At 62.2% G+C, this 17,084-nt stretch carries 18 protein-coding genes; 10 read left to right on the top strand and 8 right to left on the bottom strand.

The genetic code is table 11. The features are described from left to right. Positions 1-33: 33 nt before the first annotated feature. Positions 34-501, bottom strand: a complete 468-nt coding sequence (nrdI, locus tag HMPREF2526_RS05895) for a class Ib ribonucleoside-diphosphate reductase assembly flavoprotein NrdI (RefSeq protein WP_005324049.1) — start codon at positions 499-501, stop codon at positions 34-36. A 115-nt stretch (positions 502-616) separates the two neighbouring features. Further along, positions 617-1,297 carry a metal-dependent transcriptional regulator gene (locus HMPREF2526_RS05890; protein ID WP_010190918.1) on the bottom strand — a complete coding sequence of 227 codons (681 nt, stop codon included), beginning with the start codon at positions 1,295-1,297 and terminating at the stop codon, positions 617-619. 138 nt (positions 1,298-1,435) lie between these two features. On the opposite strand from HMPREF2526_RS05890, the gene HMPREF2526_RS05885 reads away from it, so the two are divergent. Together HMPREF2526_RS05885 and HMPREF2526_RS05880 are read left to right on the top strand one after the other, a co-directional pair. Beyond that, entirely contained in the window at positions 1,436-2,035 is a 600-nt protein-coding gene (locus tag HMPREF2526_RS05885; RefSeq protein WP_070517922.1) for an ATP-dependent Clp protease proteolytic subunit, read from the top strand. A gap of 21 nt (positions 2,036-2,056) precedes the next feature. Further along, complete coding sequence (locus HMPREF2526_RS05880; RefSeq protein WP_070447792.1) at positions 2,057-2,680, top strand: ATP-dependent Clp protease proteolytic subunit; 624 nt, start codon at positions 2,057-2,059, stop codon at positions 2,678-2,680. Between the two features lie 69 nt (positions 2,681-2,749). On the opposite strand, the gene fabG is transcribed toward HMPREF2526_RS05880, so the two are convergent. After that, positions 2,750-3,520 (bottom strand): 3-oxoacyl-ACP reductase FabG, encoded by a 771-nt coding sequence (gene fabG / locus HMPREF2526_RS05875; protein WP_070546354.1) that lies wholly within the window; start codon positions 3,518-3,520, stop codon positions 2,750-2,752. Positions 3,521-3,561: 41 nt separating this feature from the next. After that, entirely contained in the window at positions 3,562-4,866 is a 1,305-nt protein-coding gene (locus HMPREF2526_RS05870; RefSeq protein ID WP_070546352.1) for an MFS transporter, read from the bottom strand. Between the two features lie 199 nt (positions 4,867-5,065). Between HMPREF2526_RS05870 and clpX the strand changes: the two genes are divergently transcribed. Beyond that, the gene (gene clpX, locus HMPREF2526_RS05865; protein ID WP_046648969.1) at positions 5,066-6,361 is read left to right on the top strand and encodes an ATP-dependent Clp protease ATP-binding subunit ClpX; all 1,296 of its coding nucleotides are present in this window, start codon (positions 5,066-5,068) and stop codon (positions 6,359-6,361) included. Between the two features lie 226 nt (positions 6,362-6,587). Here clpX and HMPREF2526_RS05860 read toward each other — a convergent pair whose 3' ends face one another. Beyond that, positions 6,588-7,331, bottom strand: coding sequence for a TetR/AcrR family transcriptional regulator (locus HMPREF2526_RS05860; RefSeq protein WP_070546350.1), 744 nt, complete (start codon positions 7,329-7,331; stop codon positions 6,588-6,590). A 175-nt stretch (positions 7,332-7,506) separates the two neighbouring features. Here HMPREF2526_RS05860 and HMPREF2526_RS05855 point away from each other — a divergent pair, with 175 nt between their 5' ends. Beyond that, positions 7,507-8,469: a malate dehydrogenase gene (locus HMPREF2526_RS05855; protein ID WP_070517916.1), complete on the top strand. Its 963-nt coding sequence runs from the start codon at positions 7,507-7,509 to the stop codon at positions 8,467-8,469. Here HMPREF2526_RS05855 and panC read toward each other — a convergent pair. Both panC and panB read right to left on the bottom strand, forming a co-directional pair. Further along, positions 8,466-9,287 (bottom strand): pantoate--beta-alanine ligase, encoded by an 822-nt coding sequence (panC, locus tag HMPREF2526_RS05850; protein ID WP_070546348.1) that lies wholly within the window; start codon positions 9,285-9,287, stop codon positions 8,466-8,468. The genes HMPREF2526_RS05855 and panC overlap by 4 nt on opposite strands. A gap of 10 nt (positions 9,288-9,297) precedes the next feature. Continuing rightward, complete coding sequence (panB, locus tag HMPREF2526_RS05845) at positions 9,298-10,119, bottom strand: 3-methyl-2-oxobutanoate hydroxymethyltransferase (RefSeq protein WP_070546346.1); 822 nt, start codon at positions 10,117-10,119, stop codon at positions 9,298-9,300. A 57-nt stretch (positions 10,120-10,176) separates the two neighbouring features. Here panB and HMPREF2526_RS05840 point away from each other — a divergent pair, with 57 nt between their 5' ends. The 6 genes from HMPREF2526_RS05840 to ndk are packed head-to-tail and all read left to right on the top strand — an operon-like array spanning position 10,177 to position 16,568. Then, on the top strand, positions 10,177-12,915 hold the full coding sequence (locus HMPREF2526_RS05840; RefSeq protein WP_070546344.1) for a valine--tRNA ligase: 2,739 nt from the start codon (positions 10,177-10,179) through the stop codon (positions 12,913-12,915). After that, on the top strand, positions 12,915-14,444 hold the full coding sequence (locus HMPREF2526_RS05835) for a bifunctional tetrahydrofolate synthase/dihydrofolate synthase (protein WP_070546342.1): 1,530 nt from the start codon (positions 12,915-12,917) through the stop codon (positions 14,442-14,444). Before HMPREF2526_RS05840 ends, HMPREF2526_RS05835 begins: the two co-directional genes overlap by 1 nt. After that, positions 14,441-14,887, top strand: a complete 447-nt coding sequence (locus HMPREF2526_RS05830) for a DUF4233 domain-containing protein (RefSeq protein ID WP_049157140.1) — start codon at positions 14,441-14,443, stop codon at positions 14,885-14,887. Before HMPREF2526_RS05835 ends, HMPREF2526_RS05830 begins: the two co-directional genes overlap by 4 nt. Before the next feature lie 9 nt (positions 14,888-14,896). Next, complete coding sequence (locus tag HMPREF2526_RS05825) at positions 14,897-15,781, top strand: alpha/beta hydrolase (RefSeq protein WP_070509952.1); 885 nt, start codon at positions 14,897-14,899, stop codon at positions 15,779-15,781. 5 nt (positions 15,782-15,786) lie between these two features. After that, a complete protein-coding gene (locus HMPREF2526_RS05820; protein WP_046648979.1) occupies positions 15,787-16,098 on the top strand; it encodes a hypothetical protein in 312 nt (103 codons plus the stop codon). A gap of 59 nt (positions 16,099-16,157) precedes the next feature. Then, positions 16,158-16,568, top strand: a complete 411-nt coding sequence (ndk, locus tag HMPREF2526_RS05815; protein ID WP_039676402.1) for a nucleoside-diphosphate kinase — start codon at positions 16,158-16,160, stop codon at positions 16,566-16,568. A gap of 120 nt (positions 16,569-16,688) precedes the next feature. Here the strand turns inward: ndk and HMPREF2526_RS05810 are convergent, their stop codons facing one another. Beyond that, a complete protein-coding gene (locus HMPREF2526_RS05810) occupies positions 16,689-17,039 on the bottom strand; it encodes an ArsR/SmtB family transcription factor (RefSeq protein WP_046648980.1) in 351 nt (116 codons plus the stop codon). Positions 17,040-17,084 lie beyond the last annotated feature (45 nt).

Raw genomic sequence — 17,084 nt, 5'->3', positions numbered from 1 at the left:
GTGATGCGGATGTGTTCTTCATCTTGTGGGGGATTAATGGGGTGTCATCGTTAGCTGCTTTTGCTGCTCCCAAAATTTTTGAAGGCCCTGCTTTACGGCGGCAATGTCCTTCTGGGTGCCGAGAAGCTCGAAGTGATACAGCTCCGGTACGTGGCACTTGGCGGAAATGATGCGTCCGGCGACGCAGTAAGCACTTCCGAAGTTGGTATTCCCTGAGGTAATAACGCCCCGGATAAAGGAGCGGTTGATTGGGTCATTGAGGAAGTCGATGACCTGTTTGGGGACTGCGCGTTTGAGCGAGCCTCCGCCGTAGGTGGGAACGATGAGTACGTACGGGTGTGAAACCTGGATCATCCCGGTTTTCTTGGGGCGCAGCGGAATGCGCACCGCGGGTCTATCTAAGCGTTCGACGAATCTTTTTGTGTTTTCTGAAACGCTAGAAAAATACACCAAATCTGGTGAGTCTGACATAGCAATCCTGCTCATCCTGGCCTTAGCCATAAGTGGGATAGGTGATATTCGAAAAGACTAACTGCGCAATGGCGTAGTTGCAACTACGGCCCAACGTAGTTTTGAAAAGGGCAGGTGAGAGTAGGATTAATGCAAAGGGGAAGGTCTAACGGCTGTGGTGTGCTACAAACACTGCGTCGGTAGCTGGGCGTCCAAGCACTACCCACTGAGTGCTGCCGGCCACCTGTATTTCGAGAGAATCTGAAAAGGGCGCTCCCTCGCGCGTGCTAAGAACAGCCCCTGTGACAATGCCGCGCTCTTCAAGGAACTTCAGCAGTTGTGGGTCGGAATCAGAAATGCGTTCCACGGTCACTTGCGGTTGTGCACCGCTGTCGGTGAGACGGTGCGCACTGGGGATTGTGATCTGTCCATCAACCGTAGGGATAGGATCGCCGTGCGGATCCCTAGTGGGGTAATTAAGGAACTTATCTACACGTTCTATGAGCATGTCGGACACCGCGTGTTCGAGATTTTCGGCTTCATTATGGACTTCGTCCCACGTGTAGTCCAATGCTTGAACCAAAAAAGACTCAAGCAATCGGTGGCGGCGCACCATGACCAATGCGTACTGCCTGCCAAGTTCGGTTAACTCCACAGAGCCATAGGGCGTGTGTGACACGAGCCCTTGCTTCGACATTTTGCGCACTGCATCGGAGACCGAGGAGAGCTTGAGTCCCAGCTGTTTCGCTATAAGTGTGGCGGTAACGGGCTCGGATGACCATTCTTTTAGCCCCCAGATAGCTTTCAAATAGTTCTGGGTACTGGTGGACAGCTCGGAAACAGACATGAGTAAATGTTAACCCAGCTTCCGTATGCGCCTTTGGCGCTGCGCCCCAACGCTCATAGCGAACAGAGGCCAAGTTTGAGAGGAATGCCGGTAAGGTGGGGCCAGTTAAAGCATTCTTCACTTCAAGGAGAACCACTAATGTCTGAGAATATTTCCATGGACTCATCCTCAACGGGTATGAACCTGGGTGATAGCGTCTATGAGCGCCTTTTGCGCGAGCGTATTATTTTCCTGGGAACCCAGGTTGATGATGAGATTGCGAACAAGCTGTGCGCCCAGATCCTCTTGCTGTCCGCAGAGGACCCCACGCGCGACATTTCGCTCTACATCAACTCCCCGGGTGGCTCCGTTACCGCGGGCATGGCCATCTACGACACGATGAAGTACTCGCCGTGCGACGTGGCTACCTATGGCATGGGCCTGGCTGCCTCGATGGGCCAGTTCCTGCTGTCAGGCGGCACCAAGGGCAAGCGCTACGCGCTGCCGCACGCCCGCATTATGATGCACCAGCCTTCTGCCGGTGTTGGCGGTACTGCTGCAGACATTGCCATCCAGGCGGAGCAGTTCGCGCAGACCAAGCGTGAGATGGCGGAGCTCATCGCTGAGCACACGGGCCAGACCTTCGAGCAAATTACTAAGGATTCGGACCGCGACCGCTGGTTTACCGCCCAGCAGGCCAAGGAATACGGCATCGTCGACCACGTCATCGAGTCCGTTAACGGTCCTATCACCAACTAGGGAACAAGGAGTTTTATCACTATGTCTAACCTTCAGATGCCTTCTTCCCGCTACGTTCTGCCGGAGTTCATTGAGCAGAACGCACAGGGATCGAAGACCACCAACCCGTATTCCAAGCTTTTTGAAGAGCGCATCATCTTCCTGGGCACCCAAGTCGATGACACCTCTGCTAACGACATCATGGCGCAGCTGCTGGTCCTGGAATCCCAGGATCCGGACCGCGACATCACGATGTACATCAACTCCCCGGGTGGCTCCTTCACCGCGCTGATGGCCATCTACGACACCATGCGCTACGTGCGTCCTGACGTGCAGACCGTCTGCCTGGGCCAGGCTGCTTCCGCTGCCGCCGTGCTGCTGGCAGCCGGTGCTCCGGGCAAGCGCGCCGCTCTGCCGAACTCTCGTGTGCTGATTCACCAGCCGCGTACGCAGGGCACGCAGGGCCAGGTGTCGGACCTTGAGATCGAGGCCAACGAGATCGAGCGCATGCGCCGCCTCATGGAGGAGACCCTGGCTGAGCACACCGGCCGCACTGCGGAGCAGGTGCGCATCGATACCGACCGCGACAAGATCCTCACCGCGCAGGAAGCCGTCGAATACGGTCTTATCGATACCGTCTTTGATTACCGCAAGCTCAACGCATAGCTGAATAGACGAATTCAGCCCCGCTTTCGGATGTTTCCGGTAGCGGGGCTTGACGTCGTTATAAGGCTCTTAGCTCTCGTAGGGAGGCAGGATAGCCTCCGGGGACTCAGGCAGGATCTGGCCGCCGTCAATGATGATGGTCTGTCCCGTTATGTAGCCTGCCTCGCGGGAGGCGAGGAAGGCCGCGGCGTTGCCGATATCGCGCGGGGAACCTAAGCGGTGCATGGGGACGGAGCGTGCCATTTGGTCGAGGTACTCCTGGCCTTGGCCCTCCAAACCCTCGGTGAGGATGTTGCCTGGCAGAACACCGTTGATGGTGATGCCATCACGGGCAACTTCCAGTGCCGCGGAGCGCATGAAGCCTTGTTGTGCGGCCTTCGAAGCGCCGTAGTGCGCCCAGCCTGGGTAACCGGTGTGCGAGCCGGTGATAGACGTCGTGATGACGATGCGCCCGTAGCCCGCTTTCTTCATGTAGGGCAGTGCTTCCTGCACCACGGTGAACGTGCCGTGCGTATTGATGGCGAACATGGTATCCCACTGCTCGTCGGTCATGTCCTCGAGTGGGCAGTTGGGGAAGACACCGGCGTTGGAACAGACGATGTCGATGCGGCCATAGCGCTTGACGACGTCCCTGTAGAGGTTGCGGACGGAGTCGCGCGAGGTGACGTCGACAAGCAGGGCGTCCGCCCCGAGTTCCTCGGCGGCCTTCTGGGCGGCCTCGAGGTTGAGGTCGGCGATGACGACCGTGGCACCTGCTTCGCGCAGAGCGCTGACGATGCCGCGGCCGATTCCGGCGGCGCCGCCGGTGACGATGGCGACGTGGTCCTGAAGATCAAACATGTGGTGCTCCTCAGTGGTTGGGTCTGTGTGCGCCCTCCAGCCTAGGCCGCCACAGGCTGGGGTGCTGTCTGCTTGGTGGTTGCCGTGTAGGCGCGCACACCGATGAGGGAGACTGCTGCAAGTACTGCGGTGACACCAGCAAGGGTGTACAGGCCGGTGGGGGTCCAGCCGCTTTCGAGGAGGTAGCCCGCCAGGATGGGGGCGAGGGTAGCGCCCACGCGAGCGATGCCGATGGCAGCGCCCGTGCCGGTGGTGCGCAGCGCCAAAGGGTAAGCCTCCGGGGTGACGGTGTAGAGGCCGGAGATGCAGGCGTTGAGAGTAAGGCCTACGCCGACGCCGAGAGCAAACATGAGGGAAGGCACGGTGGTGGAGTTAATGAAGCCGATAAGGACGACGGAGGAGATAAGACAGAAGACGATGAGCAAGGGACGGGCGTCGATGCGCGTGGTAAATAGGCCGAAGAGAATGGCGCCGATGGCACCGCCGAAGGAGAGCATGATGCCCCCGATGATGCCCTGTTGCGCGGTAAGTCCCTCGGCGGTGAGCAACTTCGGGGTCCACTGCGAGGTGAAGTTGTAAGCAAACATGATGAAGCTAAAGGCCAGCCACAGCTTGATGGAGGTGCGCAGGAATTGCGGCGAGACGAGGTCCTTGTAGGAGGCCTTGTGGGCGGTGCGGGGGCGGACGCTGACCTCTCCCGTGAGGCCGAGTTTGGCAGCGATGGTACGGACAGAATCCATGCGGCCGCGCGCGGCGAGGAAGTCGGCGGATTCGGGGACGAAAGCAACCGTGAGGAGAAGGGCGACGACGGTCAGTGCGGCACCGACCCAGAAGATGGGCTGCCAGGTATCGAAGGAAGAGGCGACGACGCCGCAGAAGGAGGCACCGAGGCCGTAGCCGGAGGCGTAGATGGCGACGGCGAGACCGCGGAAGCGCAGGTTGGAGTATTCGCTGACGAGCACGGTGACGCAGACGAGGACGCCGCCGACGCCGATGCCGGTGATGAGGCGGCAGATAAGGAGAAGGCTGAACGTAGGCGCGAGAGCGGTGAGCACAAGGCCGATGAGGTCGATGACGAGCGAGACCGTGATGAGCGTGGTACGGCCAAGGCGGTCAGCCAACGGGGCGAGGAAGAGCGAGCCAAGGCCGATACCGATGAGGGCGGCGGACAGGAGCCAGCCGAGGGAAGAGTCGGACAGCGCGAATTCTTCGCTGACGGTGCCGGCGCCGAAGGCCATGGCGACCATGTCGTAACCGTCGAGGGCATTGAGGAAGAGGGCAATGGCGATGATGAGCCACTGGCGCGCGCCCATGGGGGAGCGGTCGATGAGTTCGCGGATGTCCATGAAAATCTTTCTGCTGATAGAGCGGTTTCGATGTAAGTTAGTGAACCGCTCTGTCTATGTCTACTAACTGCCGTTTTAAATTCAGTGGCGCGCCGTCGCGTGCGGAATAGCGCTTGGGTCCAAGTGGTTTACTAGAGTGGAACAAACTGCGGTAAAATCGCCCCACCATAGCCCCAGAGAAAAGAGTTGAAAGGCCTTCATGGCACGTATGCAAGAAAGCGCTGACCTGCTCAAGTGTTCCTTCTGCGGAAAGAGCCAGAAGCAGGTGAAGAAGCTTATCGCCGGCGGCGGCGTCTACATTTGTGACGAGTGCATCGAGCTCTGCAACGAAATCATCGAGGAGGAGCTCGGCGCGGCTCAGGCCGAGGCGGACGAAGAGAAGGAGATGCGCCTTCCGCGTCCTTCGGAGATTTCGGCTTTTCTGGATAAGTACGTCATTGGTCAGGATCAGGCCAAGCGCGTGTTGTCGGTGGCGGTCTACAACCACTACAAGCGCATCAAGGCTGAAGAGGCCGCGGGCCTGGAGGGCCGCCGGAAGAAGGCACAGGATGAAGAAGTTGAGATTTCCAAGTCCAACATCTTGATGCTGGGCCCGACGGGCTCCGGTAAGACCTACCTGGCGCAGACCCTGGCGCGTCTGCTGGACGTCCCCTTCGCCATCGCGGATGCCACCAGCCTGACCGAGGCTGGCTACGTGGGCGAGGACGTCGAGAACATCCTGCTCAAGCTGCTGCAGGCAGCGGACTTTGATGTGGAGCGCGCGCAGCACGGCATCATCTACGTCGATGAGGTGGATAAGATCTCTCGCAAGTCGGAGAACCCCTCGATTACGCGTGATGTGTCCGGTGAGGGCGTGCAGCAGGCGCTGCTGAAGATCCTCGAGGGCACCGTGGCGGCGATTCCGCCGCAGGGCGGGCGCAAACACCCGAACCAGGAATTTATCCAGCTGGATACGACCAACATCCTCTTCATCGTGGCCGGCGCGTTCGCGGGCTTGGACAAGGTGATTTCGGAGCGCGTGGGTAAGAAGGGCGTGGGCTTCGGTGCCAAGCTGGAGACTAAGGATGAGAAGGAATCAGTCGACTTCTTCTCCCAGGTTCGCCCGGAGGACCTGGTGAAGTTCGGCCTCATCCCCGAGTTCATCGGCCGCCTGCCGGTGGTTGCCACGGTGGATAACCTGGACCGCGAATCGCTGGTGAAGGTGCTCGTGGAGCCGAAGAACTCTCTGGTCAAGCAATACCAGCGCCTGTTCAGCATGGACGGTGCGGAGCTGCACTTCGAAGACGCGGCGCTGGAAGCAATCGCCGAACTCGCACTCGAGCGCAAGACCGGTGCCCGCGGCCTGCGCGCCATCATGGAGGAGCTGCTCGTGCCCATCATGTATGACCTCCCAGACCGCGAGGACATCGCCAGCGTCCACATCACGAAGGACTGCGTGACTGACGGCGGCGAGCCGGAATTCGTGTACTCGGACGAGGCGAAGGAATCCGCTTAAACGGCATCTCTTAAAGGGCATCTTCAAGACTGAAGGTGCCTTTTGTGCTGTCTACATGGCGTTTCAGGACTGAAAACGCCGCCATCTTCGTGCTGAGGCAAAGGGACCAGATGAGTGGGACCATTTAGCTATGGCGTGAGATCGTGACCTGGGCTTTTGCTCAGGCCGGCGCGCACATGGTTCCTCTGCTTTGGTCTCTTTGCCCGCGCGGTGCTGGGAGAGGGATCTAGCCGTAGAGACCCGTGGGCACGTCGCCCTCATCCTCGGTGGAGTAGACATCCAAGGGTGCTGACTCGGCGTCAAGCTCAGTTTCGTTCTGAGCGAGGTAGGACTCAAAACCGATGTCGGGGATATTCGCTGTGAGGAAGGCCAGCACGGCATCGACGGCCATGCGGTGTAGGCCTTCGGTGTTGTTGTGGGTATGCATGTCGATGTCGAGCAGGTTGCTCATCATCGCGTGATTCGTCACCCGGTACATCGTGAGCGCAGAAATCAACGTGAAGATGTCGTTGGCGGAAATGCCTGGGCGGAACGCGCCGGAATCTTGGCCCAGCATAAGCAGCCGGTCTAGGTGGAGGGAGATCTCGGAAACGTCGACAAGCGCCTGCGAGGACTCCAGCACACTGTGGGCGGATTCCATCGTCAGCATCCGAATGGCTTCAGGGTTATCCACATGCTGGCGGAACAACCAATCCACCAAGGTGCGCACGCCCTCGACCGGAACGGCGGAGTTGATCTCCAGGCTGCCCTCCGGCGGGTTGAGGCGCCGCGCCGCCGCCGCCAAGGCTTGCTGGTAGAGGCCCTTCTTGTCCCCGAAGTAGTAGTGGATCATGCGCTTGGACATCCCAGACAGCTTCGACACGGATTCGAGCTTGGTCTCGGCATAGCCGTGCTCAGCAAACTCTGCAATCGCAACATCGATCACGCGCTCAACAGAGCCGGAGTCGACCGATGCAGTCTCAGTGCTCATGGAAAGTCCCGTCTAGTCGATGAATATGCGTACAGTTGTCCACTATGCCGAAAAAAGACGGTCATGGAGCTCAAGTACAAAGAACTCGCATCTTTCGGGGGTAAAATTACACCCCATGGGGGCGAAAAACGGGACTAGGCTGGGAAGGTGAGTACCGAGCCGAAAGGATTCACACATGACTGCTTCCCAACCCGTCAAGATTACCGTGACCGGCGCCGCCGGAAATATCGCTTACTCTCTGCTGTGGCGCATCGCTGCGGGCGATGTCTATGGCAAGGACACCCCGGTGGAGCTGGCTTTGCTGGAAATCCCGGACGCCATTGGCGCAGCTGAGGGCGTGGCGATGGAGCTTCATGATTCCGCATTCCCGCTGGTACGCGGCATCACCGTGACCGATGATCCGAATGTGGCCTTCAAGGACACCAAGGCCGCTTTCCTCGTGGGCTCCCGCCCGCGCACCAAGGGCATGGAGCGCGCAGACCTGCTGGAGGCTAACGGTGCCATCTTTACCGTGCAGGGCAAGGCGCTGAACGACGTCGCCGCGCGCGACGTCCGCGTCCTCGTCGTGGGTAACCCGGCCAACACTAACGCTTATATCGCTGCCAACAGTGCACCGGACCTGGACCCGAGCCAGTTCACCGCGCTCATGCGCCTGGACCACAACCGCACCCAGAGCCAGGTCTCCCTCAAGACGGGCATGCCCACCGCGGAGCTGACCAAGGTTGCCGTCTGGGGCAACCACTCTGCATCCCAGTTCCCGGACCTGACCTTCTCCAACGCGGAGGTTGATGAGACCTGGTACAAGGAAGAAATGATTCCGAAGGTGGCTAAGCGCGGCGCCGAGATCATTGCTGTGCGCGGCAAGTCCTCAGCCGCTTCCGCAGCGTCTGCGGCAGTGGACCACATGCACGACTGGATCCACGGCACCGAGGATTGGCGCACCGCAGCCGTCGTCTCCGATGGCTCCTATGGCGTGGACGAGGGCCTCGTCGCAGGTTTCCCCACCGTCGCCCGCGACGGCAAGTGGGAAATCGTTCAGGGTCTCGAGCTCAACGATTTCCAGAAGGAACGCATCGAGGCCTCTGTGCAGGAGCTGCGTGAGGAGCGCGAGGCCGTAGCCCACCTGCTCAAGGGCTAAGCCTCAAGCACCAAGTTATCGATGAGCCGCACCGGCCCCACCTGCGCCGCCACCAGCGCCAGGGCGGGCCGGTGTTGCGCATCAATGGGCTCCAGCGTGGCCGGGTCCACCACGGTGAGGTAGTCCACCATGACGCCGGGGGAGGAGGCGAGCTGGGCTTCAGCCTCGTCGAGGGAAGCACCGTCCCGCAGCGCAAAGAGCGCCTGGGACAGCGCCACGGCTTGCTCGCGCTCGGCAGGGCGCAGACGAGCGTTGCGGCTGGACTCGGCCACGCCGTCCGCTGCTCGCACGATGGGTGCGCTGACGATGTCGAGCGGCAGGTCAAGGTCCGCCACCAAGCGCCGAATAATGGCCACCTGCTGGGCATCCTTCTGCCCAAAGTAGGCGCGGTCGGGGCGTACGAGGTTGAACAGCTTGCTCACCACGGTGGCCACGCCGTCAAAGTGGCCGGGGCGCGAGGCTCCTTCCAAGACCGAGCCCATCTCGCCCGTGCGCACCCACACCCGCGGGGTGCCATCCGGGTACATCTCCTCCACGCTGGGGGCGAAGACAGCATCAACACCCAGCGAGTCCAGCAGCGCGGCATCCGCATCCAGATCGCGCGGGTAGGCGCGGTAGTCTTCGCAGTCGCCGAGGTCGGTGAACTGGAGGGGATTGACAAAGACCGAACACACCACGGTGTCGTTCTCTTCGCGGGCGCGGCGCACGAGGGACGCGTGGCCGTCGTGAAGCGCGCCCATCGTGGGCACCAAGCCCACGGTGCCGGAGACTGCGGCGCGGAAGGCACGGAGTTCAGATTTAGTTGTGAGGATCTGCATGGCCAAAACCTTAGTCCTCGAAGGACTCCTCGGCGTTGGGGAAGGAGCGCTCGCCCACATCCGCCACGTATTCCTTCGCACCCTCCAGCAGCGCACCGCGCAGGTCGGCGTAGCGGCGCACGAAGCGCGGCGCCTTGGGCCCGCCCAGGCCGAAGGCATCGGTCCACACCAGAATCTGGCCATCGGTCTGCGCACCCGCGCCGATGCCAATGGTGGGAATGGGCAGCTCCTTGGTGACCTCCCCAGCCAACGCGGCCGGGACCATCTCCAGCACCACGGCGAAGGCGCCGGCCTCGGCGAGGGCGCGGGCGTCGTCGTGAAGCTTGTCCGCACCGGCACCGCGGCCTTGGACCACGAAGCCGCCCAAGGCGTGGACCTGCTGGGGCGTGAAGCCGATGTGGGCGCAGACGGGGATGCCGGCGTCGACAAGCGCGGCGACAATGGGCGCGCGCTCGGCGCCGCCCTCCAACTTGACGCCTTGCGCCCCCGTTTCCTTCATGACGCGCACGGCAGACTCCAGGGCCTGGGTGGGGCCGGCCTCATAGGAACCAAAGGGCAGATCCACCACCACGAAGGCGCGGGAGGTGGCTGAGACCACGGCGCGGGCCAGCGGAATGATCTCATCGAGCGTGAGCGAGAGCGTGGTTTCGCGGCCCAACACCACGTTGGCCAGGGAATCGCCGACGAGCAGGAGATCGACCCCGGCTTCATCGAAGATTTCGGCGGTCATGCAGTCATAGCTCGTCAGGCACGGGAAGGCCTGAGAGTTTTCTTTGGCACGGGCGAAATGGCGGGTGCGGAGACGGGCGCGGCGGCCAGGATTGTGAGACATGCCCTTACTCTAGACAGGCCGCTGGTGCCAGTTGACGCACAGGGTAGAGTTGGCCAGGTGACTGATCAGAATAAAGAGCAACTCGTTGGCACCAACCGCGCGGACCAGCTTCCCAAGTCCTGGGAGCCGCAGGCAGTAGAGAAGGACCTCTACGAAGGCTGGGTAAGCGCCGGTTACTTCACCCCGGATGCGTCCTCGGAGGCGGAGCCTTATTCCATCGTGCTGCCGCCGCCGAACGTCACCGGCCAGCTACACATGGGCCACGCCCTGGACCACACTCTGATCGACTCCATCATTCGCCGCAAGCGCATGCAGGGCTATGCCACCTTGTGGCTGCCGGGTGCTGACCATGCCGGTATCGCCACACAGACCAAGGTGGAGGCCCGCCTGCGCGAGCAGGAAGGCAAGAAGCGCTGGGACTATGAGCGCGAAGAATTCATCAACAAGGTCTGGGAGTGGAAGGAAGAGTTCGGCGGCACCATCCAGAACCAGATGCGCGCCATCGGCGACTCCGTGGACTGGTCCCGCGAGCGCTTCACGCTGGACGATGGCCTCTCCCGCGCCGTGCAGACCATCTTCAAGACCCTCTACGACGAGGGCCTGATCTACCAGGCCAACCGCCTGGTCAACTGGTCCCCAGTGCTGGAGACCGCCGTCTCTGATATTGAGGTCGTGTACAAGGACGTCGAGGGCGAGCTCGTGTCCATTCGCTATGGCTCGCTGAACGACGATGAACCGCACCTCATCGTGGCCACCACCCGTGTGGAAACCATGCTGGGCGACGTCGCCATCGCCGTCCACCCCGAGGACGAGCGCTACGCCCACCTGGTGGGCAAGGAGCTGCCGCACCCCTTCCGCGATGATCTTAGCCTGAAGATCATCGCCGATGATTACGTGGACATGGAATTCGGTACCGGCGCGGTGAAGATCACCCCGGCGCACGATCCGAATGACTACGCCATGGGCCAGCGCCACGACCTGGACATGCCCACCATCATGGACACCACCGGACACATCGCGAACACCGGCACGAAGTTCGACGGCCTGACCCGCGAGGAAGCCCGCGTGGAGATCCGCGAGGCGCTGCGCGAGCAGGGCCGCATCGTCAAGGAGATCCGCCCCTACGTCCACTCCGTGGGCCACTCGGAGCGCTCCGGCGAGCCCATCGAGCCGCGCCTGAGCCTGCAGTGGTTCGTGGCCGTGGAGAAGATGGCGAAGATGTCTGGCGACGCCGTCCGCGAGGGCGATACCACCATCCACCCGAAGTCCCTGGAGCCGCGCTACTTCGAGTGGGTTGATGACATGCACGATTGGTGCATCTCCCGCCAGCTGTGGTGGGGCCACCGCATTCCAATCTGGTACGGCCCGGAGGGCGAGGACGGCCAGCGAGATATTGTCTGCCTCGGCCCCGACGAGGAAGCACCGGAAGGCTACGTCCAGGATCCGGACGTTCTGGACACCTGGTTCTCCTCCGCGCTGTGGCCTTTCTCCACGATGGGCTGGCCGGAAAAGACCGCCGATCTGGAGAAGTTCTTCCCCACGAACGTGCTGGTCACCGCCTATGACATCCTCTTCTTCTGGGTCGCCCGCATGATGATGTTCGGAACCTTCGCCGGCGCCCACACCCCGGAGCTGCTCGGTGAGGGCAAGGATGGCCGCCCGCAGGTTCCGTTCACCGACATCTACCTGCACGGCCTGGTGCGCGATGAGCAGGGCCGCAAGATGTCGAAGTCCCTGGGCAATGGCATCGACCCGATGGATTGGGTGCGCGACTATGGTGCGGACGCACTGCGTTTCACCCTGACTCGCGGCGCGAACCCGGGCGTGGACCTGCCGCTGGCTGTCGACGCTGCCGCCGCCGGTCGCAACTTCGCCACCAAGCTCTTCAACGCCACCAAGTTCGCGCTCATGAACGGCGCGGGCGTGGCTGAGCTGCCGGCACGCGACGCGCTGACCGACGCCGACCGTTGGATCCTCGACCGTTCCGAAGAGGTCCGCGCCAAGGTGGACGCCTACCTGGATGACTACCAGTTCGCCAAGGCCAATGAGCTGCTCTACCACTTCGTGTGGGATGAGCTGTGTGACTGGTACCTGGAGATTGCCAAGACCCAGATCCCGCGTGACTTCGATGGGGCGAGCGCCGAGGAGCAGGCCACCGGACGCACGACCCAGATCGTTCTGGGCCGCGTTCTTGACCTGGTTCTGCGCCTGCTGCACCCGACCATGCCGTTTGTCACCGAGGTCCTGTGGAAGGCTCTGACTGGCGGGGAGACCATTGTCACCGCGCAGTGGCCTACCCAGGAGCACACCAACGGTGGCGCGGAGAAGGATGAGGTGGCCGCGCGCCGCATTCAGGACGCCGACAAGCTCATCACCGAGCTGCGTCGCTTCCGCTCCGATCAGGGTGTCAAGCCTTCCCAGAAGGTCCCGGGCCGCCTCGACTTCGCCGCGGCCGACCTGCAGGAGCAGGAGGGGCTCATCCGCAACTTGGCCAACACCACGGAGCCGGGCGAAGACTTCACCGCCTCTGCTTCCATCGAGGTGCGCCTGTCCCAGGCCACCGTCGAGGTCACCCTGGATACCTCCGGCGCCGTCGACGTCGAAGCCGAGCGCAAGCGCCTGGAGAAGGATCTGGCCAAGGCCCAGAAGGAACTGGACCAGACCGGCAAGAAGCTGGGCAACGAGGCCTTCCTGTCCAAGGCGCCGGAGGCAGTCGTGGAGAAGATCCGCGTTCGCCAGCAGGTGGCCCAGGAAGAAGTCGAGCGCATCACCGCACGTCTGAAGGGACTCAAGTAGTGGCGGGGGAGAAAGACCGCGAGGAATTTGAGGTCGTCGATGCCCTCGCGGAGGGCACCGATGGCGGGCCGGTCGAAATCACCGACTCCGGCCTAACACTCAACCTCGGCGGCGAGGATGACTACGAGGAGGCAGCGCCCGAGCAGGCCACGCCGGAGGAGCTCGCGGAGCTGGCTCAGGTAACCGCGGAGCTCAACGCGCGCGCCCCAGAGACCATCATTGAGCCCAGCCTCGAGCGCATCGAGATGCTCATGGATCTGTTGGGCAATCCGGAGCGTTCCTTCCACGTCATCCAGGTCGCTGGAACCAACGGCAAGTCCTCGACCGCCCGCATGATCGATTCGCTGCTGCGCTCCTTCCACCGCCGCGTAGGCCTCGTCACCAGCCCCCACCTACAGCTGGTGACCGAGCGCATCGGCATCGACGGCCACCCCATCCACCCGCGCGACTTCGTGCGCATCTGGCGCGAAATCAAGCCTTATGTGGAGATGGTGGATTCCCGCTCCGACATTCCCATGTCCACCTTCGAAGTGCTTGTTGCCATTTCCTACGCAGCCTTTGCCGATGCCCCCATCGACGTCGCCGTCGTCGAGGTGGGCCTCGGCGGCACGTGGGATGCCACCAACGTGGTTAACGCGGAAGTGGCCGTGGTCATGCCGGTAGGCCTCGACCACACGGACTACCTCGGTGACACCATCACCGAGATCGCCGGTGAGAAGGCCGGCATTATCAAGGCCCGTGAGCACGATGCCGACGACGTGCTCACGCCGGGGGAGAACATCGCCATCATTGCCGAGCAAGACCCAGAAGCCATGCGGGTTATCCTGCAGCGCACCGTGGACGTCGGCGCTGGCGTGGCTCGCGCCGGCTCCGAATTCGCCGCGCTGGAATCCCGCATTGCGGTGGGCGGCCAGCAGCTCACGATCCAGGGTTTGGGCGGTCTCTACGAAGACATCTTCCTGCCCCTGCACGGCGAGCACCAAGCCAAGAACGCGGCCGTGGCGTTGGCGGCGGTGGAGGCGTTCTTCGGGGCGTCGGCGGGCCACCCACTCGACATTGCTTCGGTGCGCACCGGCTTTGCCAAGGCCATTTCCCCCGGCCGCTTGGAGCGCGTGCGCACGAGCCCCACGACCTTCCTGGATGCTTGCCACAACCCGCACGGCGCGAAGGCCCTGACCGCAGCGCTCGACCGAGACTTCGATTTCGCGCGCCTCATCGGCGTGGTATCCATCTTCACGGACAAGGATGCCGCCGGCATCCTCACTGCCCTCGAGTCGGTCCTCACGGAAGTCGTGATCACACAGAACACCTCGCCGCGCGCCCGCGATGCCTATGAGCTAGCGGAGCTGGCGCGCGACATCTTCGGTGAAGAACGGGTGTACGTCGAGCCCGACCTGCCTAGTGCCTATACTCAGGCCGTTGAATTGGCGGAGGACGCCGACGTGCAGTCCGGATCCGGCATCGTGATTACCGGCTCGGTGGTCACTGCTGGTGACGCCCGCGCACTCTTTGGAAAGGAGCCCGCATGAGCCCCCGCAAACCCATCCCTGAGGAGGAGATCGGCCCGCTCGGACTAGGCCAAGCACCGGCCAAGGATCCCCTCAAGCAATTCGGCGGCATGGTGGTGGCCAGCTCCCTCACCATGGAACTGATCACCCTGGTTCTGGCGCTGCCAATGCTGTACAAGCTGTATGACGGCACTCTGTGGACCCCGTTTAACTACGGCGTGGTGATCGGCTTTATGGTGCTACTGCTTGCATCCTTCCCCTTCATGAATAAGCCGTGGATCGTTGGGGCACAGATTGTCCTCCACATTATCGGCATTGTTCTCGGCTTCATGGTCCATTGGTCCGTGGCCACGATCTTCATCATCTTCGCCCTGCTCTGGGCGCTCGCGGCCTATATGCGCTCGGTGATCGTCGCCCGCATGGAACGCGGTTACCTCACCACGCAGCACCTGACTGAGAAGTAGGCCGCAGCGGTGTATATTCGCCCGGAGCTGCGCGCGGGCGCGGCGTTCATCTCACTGTGGGATCCAACCAATCCGCTGATCCGCCGCGCCGGGCGTGTAGTTCCCGCGCTGTGGCCCGCACCCTATATCCAGGGCGTGCGCACGCAGCAGGTGAAGAATTCCGATATCCGCGCGACCATCTATAGCCCGGAGAACCCGCGCGGCGCTGTGCTGTGGATCCACGGCGGAGGGCTGCTCATGGGCCATCCGCGCCAAGACGTCAAACACCTCAAGGAGACCGCCGCGGAAGTCGGTGTCACCGTCATTGCGCCGCACTACCGCTATGCCCCGGAGAACCCCTATCCGGCCGCGCTTGACGACGTCCACTCGGCCCACCACTGGCTCCTCACGCATGCGGAAGATCTGGGAATCAGCCCAGATCGGATTGTCATCGGCGGCCAAAGCGCCGGGGGAGGGCTCGCCGCCGCACTGTGCCAGCGCCTCCTAGATGAAGGCGGAATTCAGCCGGCGGGGCAGTGGCTCTTTTGCCCGATGCTCGATGACCGCGCTGCCTCCACCGACCGCAATCCCATCTGGGACGCGGACTCCAATGCGCAGGCTTGGCGCTACTACACCAACGGCAACCCAGACGCACCCTATGCCGTGCCCGGTCGCCGCGCGGAGTTAGCAGGTCTGCCACCGGCTTGGTTGTATGCGGGGAGCAGTGAGCTTTTCTACGACGAAATTGTGGACTACGCCGAGCGTCTGAAGTCTGCCGGCGTGCCCACGCAATGCGAGGTCGTAGACGGCGGCGTGCATGCCTTCGAGCTGTGGGCTCCCCATACCGCGGTGGCAAAGCGCCTGCTCATGAGTTCTCGCGCCTGGCTGCAGTCGACGCTGGACGCGCTACACTAACGGGCATGCTCTTTCTCCTCTATGGTCTTTCCGCGCTGCTGTGCATCGCCGCACTCGTGGCCAAGCTGTATGTTGGGGGCTTTGCGCTCCCGCTTGCGCTGATGCTCCCGGCCTTTGTGTTCCTCGTCGTGGGCATGCTCAAGCAGCAGCGCGATGAGAAGCCGGTGGAGTTTGCGGATCTGGAGGAGTGGCAGCGCGAGGATCTGAAAGGCCTGCTGGAGAGCGGTCAATACGGCACGGCCGTGCGCCAAGTGCAGCTGTGGTTTCGTGGCACGAGCCATGAGCGCGCGGAGGAAATCGTGCAACGTCTTACGTAGCGCTTAATAATTGGCCCACTGGCAGGACGCGGGAGCACCCATTCTGTACTATGTGCCCTATGACTGAACGTACACTGATTCTCATCAAGCCGGACGGCGTCAAGAACGGCCACGTGGGCGAGATTATCTCCCGCATCGAGCGCAAGGGCCTGAAGCTCGTCGCCATGGATCTGCGCGTCGCCGACGAGGAGACCGCAAAGAAGCACTACGCCGAGCACGAGGACAAGCCTTTCTTCGGCGAGCTCGTTGACTTCATCACCTCTGCACCGTTGGTTGCTGGCATCGTCGAGGGCGAGTCCGCTATCGCCGCATGGCGTCAGCTGGCCGGTGGCACCCACCCGGTGGAGAAGGCTACCCCGGGTACCATTCGCGGTGACTTCGCTCTGACCGTTGGCGAGAACGTCGTCCACGGTTCCGACTCCCCGGAGTCCGCTGAGCGCGAGATCTCCATCTGGTTCCCGAACCTCTAACTATGATTACCGCGCTGAGCGCGTAACGAAGCCCGAGCATAGCGCTCGGGCTTTTGTCATTTCTGACCCTTAACCCGAACCCGTCCTGTGTGCTCGAGCGCAGATCCGATCAGGTACCGGTTAGTCGAACGACAGCAGCGTGCGCAAGGCCGCAAAAGCGTCTTTGTGCACCTGATGGGTGACGGTGCGGCCGCATTGCTGTCTGGATAGCAAGCCGGCTTCCCGCAGGCGCGCTAGGTGGTGCGAGACCGTGGGCTGACTCAGCGCAGTGAGCTCGGTGAGTTCCGTGACGCTCATGGGCCCACAGCCTTCATCACACAGGATGGACAAAAGACGCAGGCGGGCAGGGTCTGCCAGCACTTTGAATTGCTGCGAAAAATGCCTCGCCTCGGCGTCGCTGAGCGGGCCTGTGCTTAAGGAGCAACACTCAGTGCTGGGCGCGCTGGTTTCGGGCGTGGAAGAGGAAGCCATGCGATCAGTATAGGGGCTCTTCCGGTTTTAGAGTGCGTAGCGGGG

The sequence above is a fragment of the Corynebacterium sp. HMSC070E08 genome, assembly GCF_001808895.1.
Lineage (GTDB): Bacteria > Actinomycetota > Actinomycetes > Mycobacteriales > Mycobacteriaceae > Corynebacterium > Corynebacterium hiratae.
This window is presented reverse-complemented; position numbering and strand designations above follow the sequence as displayed.